This is a genomic window from Micromonospora sp. NPDC085948, assembly GCF_040686315.1.
In the GTDB taxonomy this organism is placed as follows: Bacteria; Actinomycetota; Actinomycetes; order Mycobacteriales; family Micromonosporaceae; genus Micromonospora.
In genome coordinates, this window is record NZ_JBFBJW010000036.1 from 1 (window position 1) to 1398 (window position 1398).

At 74.2% G+C, this 1398-nt stretch carries 1 protein-coding gene; it reads left to right on the forward strand.

Features of this window, described 5'->3' with window-relative positions:
• Positions 1–123: 123 nt before the first annotated feature.
• Positions 124–1398, forward strand: a 1275-nt coding sequence (locus AB0O48_RS34520) for a type I polyketide synthase (protein ID WP_365070197.1), incomplete at its 3' end; no start/stop codon positions are given.

The following is a 1398-nucleotide window of genomic DNA, read 5'->3' on the forward strand; positions in this document are numbered from 1 at the left end:
GGGGTGCGGCGGGCCCCCCCCCACCCCCCCCCCCCGGTCCAGGCCCTGCCCCCGGTCCCCGTGGGCGCCCCGCCGCCCGTCGCGATCCGCGACGGCCGGCTCCTGGCCCCCCGGCTGGTCCGCGTGCGTCCCGCCCCGTCCGACGGCGCCGCCGCACCGTGGAACGCGTCCGGAACCGTGCTGATCACCGGCGGCACCGGCACGCTCGGGGCACTCATCGCCCGGCACCTGATCACCACCCACGGCGTGCGCCACCTTCTCCTGATCAGCCGCCGTGGCCCTCACGCGGAGGGCGCCGCGGCGCTGCAAGCCGAGCTGACGCACCTGGGCGCCCACGTGCAGGTCACCGCCTGCGACGCCGCCGACGCGCACGCCCTGGCCCAGCTACTGGCCGACATCCCCGGCGAGCACCCGCTGACCGCCACGATCCATGCAGCCGGCGTGCTCGCCGACGCCATCATCGAGACACTCACCGAGCAGCAGTTGCACGCCGTCCTGACCGCCAAGGTCGACGCGGCGCTGAACCTGCACCACCTGACCCGGCACACCGGCGCCCATCTCGTCCTGTTCTCCTCCGCCGCCGGCCTACTGGGCAGCCCAGGCCAGGCCAACTACGCCGCCGCCAACACCTTCCTGGACGCCCTGGCCGGCCACCGGCACGCCCAGGGTTCAGCGGCCACCTCCATTGCCTGGGGAATGTGGGCGCAGGACAGCGGCATGACCGCGCACCTGGACACCCAGGACCTGGCCCGGCTCAACCGTTCCGGCATGCTGGCGCTCACGTCCGAGCAGGGCGTGCGCCTGTTCGACGCCGCCGTGCACTCCGACCGGCCCACGGTGGTGGCCGCCCACTGGGACACAGCCCGTCTGCGCCGCCACGCTGCCGCAGGCACGCTACCGGCGATCCTGCGCGACCTGGCACCTGTCACCAGCCGCCGTGCCGCCGCCGGCACCGACGGCACGCCCGCCATGGGCGACCTGGCCCGGACTCTGGCCGGCATGGCGCAGCCGGAGCAGCAGCGGTTCCTGCTCGATCTGGTGCGCAACCACGTCGCCACCGTCCTCGGCCACCCCAGCCCCGACGCCGTCGACACCGCCCAGGCGTTCAAGGATCTCGGTTTCGACTCCCTGACCGCCGTCGAACTGCGCAACCGGCTCACCGCCGCCACAGGACTACGACTGCCGGCCACCCTCGTCTTCGACCACCCCACCCCCACCGCCCTCGTCGGCTGGCTACGCACCGAACTCACCGACGCGCAGCCGACGGTGACCAGCACGGTCCCGGCGGGGCTCCATCCCGCCGACGAGCCGGTTGCGGTGGTGGGGTTGGCGTGTCGTTTCCCGGGTGGGGTGGATTCACCGGAGGCGTTGTGGGATCTGGTGGCCTCGGGCCGGGAT